A 3620-nucleotide genomic window follows, 5' to 3' on the forward strand; every position below is an offset into this window, starting at 1 on the left:
AGGGTCCGCTGACGTGGTGCCAGGGTCCGCTGACGTGGTGCCAGATCCCGCTGACGTGGTGCCAGGGTCCGCTGACGTGGTGCCAGGTCCCGCTGACGTGGTGCCAGGGTCCGCTGACGTGGTGCCAGGGTCCGCTGACGTGGTGCCAGGTCCCGCTGACGTGGTGCCAGATCCCGCTGACGTGGTGCCAGGGTCCGCTGACGTGGTGCCAGGGTCCGCTGACGTGGTGCCAGATCCCGCTGACGTGGTGCCAGGGTCCGCTGACGTGGTGCCAGGTCCCGCTGGCGTGGTGCCAGATCCCGCTGACGTGGTGCCAGGGTCCGCTGACGTGGTGCCAGATCCCGCTGACGTGGTGCCAGGTCCCACTGGCGTGGTGCCAGGTCCCGCTGGCGGGGTGCCAGATCCCGCTGGCGTGGTGCCAGGTTCCGCTGGCAAAACAGTGCTTGGCCCATCCAGCAATGCAAACAGGCATGCACCTTCCACACATAGTTGATCAACCGCTGATTGTACAGGCTGGCCGGCCGCAACAATTAGCGTGATATCGTCCAAGCCCGGCACTTGTGTAGTCAGTTGACCGGTCGGGCATACGTACGCATAGCCTCCACCGTTCTCAAAATATGTTTTAAGCGATACGTATAACAAATTTGCTTTCACCTTTTTTTCATTTTTTTCCTTTTCAGCTTTTTCCGCTTCTGCTTCTGCTTTTGCTTTTGCCGCTTCTGCTTTTGCGGTCTCAGTTTCTTTCAGCCCAGTTCTTTCTGGCCCAGTTCCTCCCGCTTCATATTTAGAGATCTGCTTCATGAAATCCAGCCACGAGTTGATTCGCACCGCCGTGGTGTCCGTAATCAGTGTGCCATCGTGCGCAAACACTGGCACTGCGGTTGAGACCGCTGCGATCGACAGCGCAAGGCTCGCGTCCTCTTCGATATAAACGCCTGGATAGGTGAGGTTTGTCATCTCCTTGTCCTCAAGTACGTGTGATCTTACGCCGCATACTGTGGCAGACGCTTTCGCAGTGCCCACAAGTGCCGACAATTAATGAAATTCGACTGCCAAACGGTCTGCGGTCAATGAAACCTCTTCGATTGCCACCTCGTTGCTGCTCGCATCAAAGTGTGGCGCCGAAAGCTTTGTTGGAAACGCGTCGGTGATATTCCAGGTCACCAATAGTGCGTCACCCGCTTCACTGGTCAAACTGATGGAAATGTCTTTTTTCTCCACTTGGTTCAGCGAAATCGAGTTGATCCAATCGTAAAGTTGGCTTTTACCTTTCACCACTCCACGCCGTAGCGTGATATGCAGCGCTTGGCGCTGGCCCGGCATACGTCGAACCGCACCGGTACCATCCTTGTACTCGATCGTCTCGACGCCCAGTTCTAATCCCGACACCGCACTGCACGCCATTTCTTCGCTACCGACCACCACCTTAAAACGATAGGTTGGGATCGGATACGTCGTCGCTATTCCCGCTGCTGTGCTCGCCATTCGGCCTCCTACACCGTCAAATTTGCGCCGCAACGAACCCAGTTCAGGTTCCTATCCTTGTCGGGTGTTACTTTCGGCGGCTCACATCTGGTATCGTAGGCAGTGATGAAACGCAATCCAAATCGGGAAGTTTTAAGACATGTAGCGCTTCAGCGCGTGGCAGCTTCACTATTGTTGTTTATTCTCGTGCGAAAACTGCGCTTCGTTCATTGCGTCAAGCTTCAATTTCGAGCGCGACAGTCGCAGCAGCACGCATGTTCTTGTAGCACTACTTAGATGCTGTGCACGAGACCACCGTACCAACCTACATTTTTGCTCCACCGTCAGCTCAAGAGTCTGCAGCACAGCCTGCAATAGTGCCCGGTCCGCTTTCGCACACTTTAGCTGACGCTGAAATACTGCGCGCTCGCGTGCAAGCTTGTCCCATCGCTCGATTGCCTCGGTCGACATACCGGTATAAATTTCCTTCCATAAGTACAAAGTCGCTCGGCTGATGTCGTGCTTCTTACACAACTCTAAAACCGTGCGTCCCGCGTCCCACGCGTTGAGCACGGCCCTGCGCTGCCGGGCGGACCACTTTCGTTTTCTCATCTCGCTGTTCCCAGAAATTTTTTCAATAAGCAAGGAAAGGCCTCAAGGGACCACCTTTAAAGTTCTTCCCTGTTTTGTTTAATTAAAGTTAGTACTTGACATTGCGTCAAGTACAAAAAAATGAAATTTTTAATTAACTTATGAAAATTAAAGAATGTAAGATTCGTGCGACACTGGCCTAGGCCAATAATTCCAATACGGACTGAACAGCTCACTAAAATATTCAGTGATACTTGTTGTGAATAATTCGTTTTACCATTGACCGGCTTCATACTGCTGATAGCGTGGCGGACGCACGATTGAGTAGAAAGGTAAGAACCGGTGCGTAAAGAAGCCACGGCTTCTGCAAAATCAATGGTGGCCTGGGCCCGCCGAAGCTGCGTCGCCTGAAACAACTCGGAGAAGAAAACGCGAAGCTTAATCGGCGGGTGGCAGACCTGTCGCTAGACAAAGCCGTGTTGTAGGATGTGCTGTCAAAAATGCTCTGACGCCTTCCGGCTGTATGAACTCACCACGGATCGGATGCAACGCTTTGGCGCAGGCCAGCGCCAAGCCTGTAAAGTACTGAAGCTGTCGCGTTCGGTACACAGCTATCAGTCAGTCGCACGAGGTTCGAACGCGATTATGCTGCGCATCAAGTAGAATCACGCAAACACGCGTGCACTCCGGTTATCGCCGAATGCATGTGATGCTGCGTCGGGAAGGCTGGCGAGACAACCACATGCATAGCTTACTTCCGACGCCCAAATCCTCAAATGTCGGAACGTCATCAGGGTTTTTTGCGCCTTGCACTCACAAGCCACCGCCAAAACCGAGATAGCGGTGCTACGCAAGCAGATCGACGCCCGTCACGAGCGGAATAGCGCTCTCGATTGGGCCGCCAAAATCCGCGATGTCCAATGCCCGGCCAGCACCGGCGCTGACCTGCCCGGCGATTTTCGGCCCAGTTGAAACTTGAGAGAATGGCTTCCAACGGAGAAAGGAAGTCATGAAGAAGAGCCGGTTTACGGAAGAGCAGAGGGTTATGATCCTGCGCGAGGCGGACAAGACGCCGGTCGTGGAGGTAGCGAAGAAGCACGGGATCAGCGAGCAGACGATCTATAACTGGCGGCAGCATTTGGGCGCTCTGGAAGCTGCAGACGTGAAGCGGCTGAAGCAGCTTGAGCGGGAGAATGCACGACTCAAGAAGATGCTGGCCGAACGTGATCTCGAATTGGACGTGATGAAGGAGATCAACGCAAAAAAATGTTGAGCGCGCTCGCACGGCGCAAGCAGGTTGCCTACGCGAAGGCGCGGGGACTATCGGAGCGACGCGCGTGCGCGCTGATGTCGGTGGCAAGATCAGCGCTGCGTTATGAATCGAAGCTGGCCGGGCGGGATGCTCCGGTGCTTGCGGCAATGAGCATCCTGTCGGCGCAGTATCCGCACTACGGCTACCGCCGCATCCAAATTTTTCTGAAGCGGCAGGGTCACATCCGATGAGCGCTGATCGGGCATGGCGGTGATGGCGTCTGGCAGGCTTGCAGGTCCCGCGCAGGCGGCCT

At 55.1% G+C, this 3620-nt stretch carries 4 protein-coding genes and 2 pseudogenes; 2 read left to right on the top strand and 4 right to left on the bottom strand.

What is annotated here, in order from left to right; genetic code table 11:
* Positions 1–235 (bottom strand): annotated as a pseudogene (locus B0O95_RS17330) (hypothetical protein); the annotation flags it as partial.
* On the opposite strand from B0O95_RS17330, the gene B0O95_RS14995 reads away from it, so the two are divergent.
* Positions 143–493, top strand: coding sequence for a hypothetical protein (locus tag B0O95_RS14995; protein ID WP_416171947.1), 351 nt, complete (start codon positions 143–145; stop codon positions 491–493). The pseudogene B0O95_RS17330 and the gene B0O95_RS14995 overlap by 93 nt on opposite strands.
* 542 nt (positions 494–1035) lie before the next feature.
* Here the strand turns inward: B0O95_RS14995 and B0O95_RS15000 are convergent.
* The 3 genes from B0O95_RS15000 to B0O95_RS15965 all read right to left on the bottom strand — a co-directional run bounded on the left by B0O95_RS15000 (position 1036) and on the right by B0O95_RS15965 (position 3066).
* Positions 1036–1485 (bottom strand): phage tail protein, encoded by a 450-nt coding sequence (locus B0O95_RS15000; RefSeq protein WP_104078552.1) that lies wholly within the window; start codon positions 1483–1485, stop codon positions 1036–1038.
* A 168-nt stretch (positions 1486–1653) separates the two neighbouring features.
* On the bottom strand, positions 1654–2076 hold the full coding sequence (locus B0O95_RS15005; RefSeq protein WP_104078553.1) for a transposase: 423 nt from the start codon (positions 2074–2076) through the stop codon (positions 1654–1656).
* An 825-nt stretch (positions 2077–2901) separates the two neighbouring features.
* Positions 2902–3066: a hypothetical protein gene (locus B0O95_RS15965; RefSeq protein ID WP_158249519.1), complete on the bottom strand. Its 165-nt coding sequence runs from the start codon at positions 3064–3066 to the stop codon at positions 2902–2904.
* On the opposite strand from B0O95_RS15965, the pseudogene B0O95_RS15015 reads away from it, so the two are divergent.
* Positions 3065–3578 (top strand): annotated as a pseudogene (locus B0O95_RS15015) (transposase); the annotation flags it as partial. The gene B0O95_RS15965 and the pseudogene B0O95_RS15015 overlap by 2 nt on opposite strands.
* Positions 3579–3620 lie beyond the last annotated feature (42 nt).

This window comes from Mycetohabitans endofungorum (genome assembly GCF_002927045.1).
Classification (GTDB): Bacteria; Pseudomonadota; Gammaproteobacteria; order Burkholderiales; family Burkholderiaceae; genus Mycetohabitans; species Mycetohabitans endofungorum.

Bases quoted from the DNA above. Each gene is read 5' to 3' on its own strand.
- B0O95_RS15965 (WP_158249519.1), bottom strand. From the start codon at position 3,066: ATGACTTCCTTTCTCCGTTGGAAGCCATTCTCTCAAGTTTCAACTGGG.
- B0O95_RS15005 (WP_104078553.1), bottom strand. From the start codon at position 2,076: ATGAGAAAACGAAAGTGGTCCGCCCGGCAGCGCAGGGCCGTGCTCAAC.
- B0O95_RS15000 (WP_104078552.1), bottom strand. From the start codon at position 1,485: ATGGCGAGCACAGCAGCGGGAATAGCGACGACGTATCCGATCCCAACC.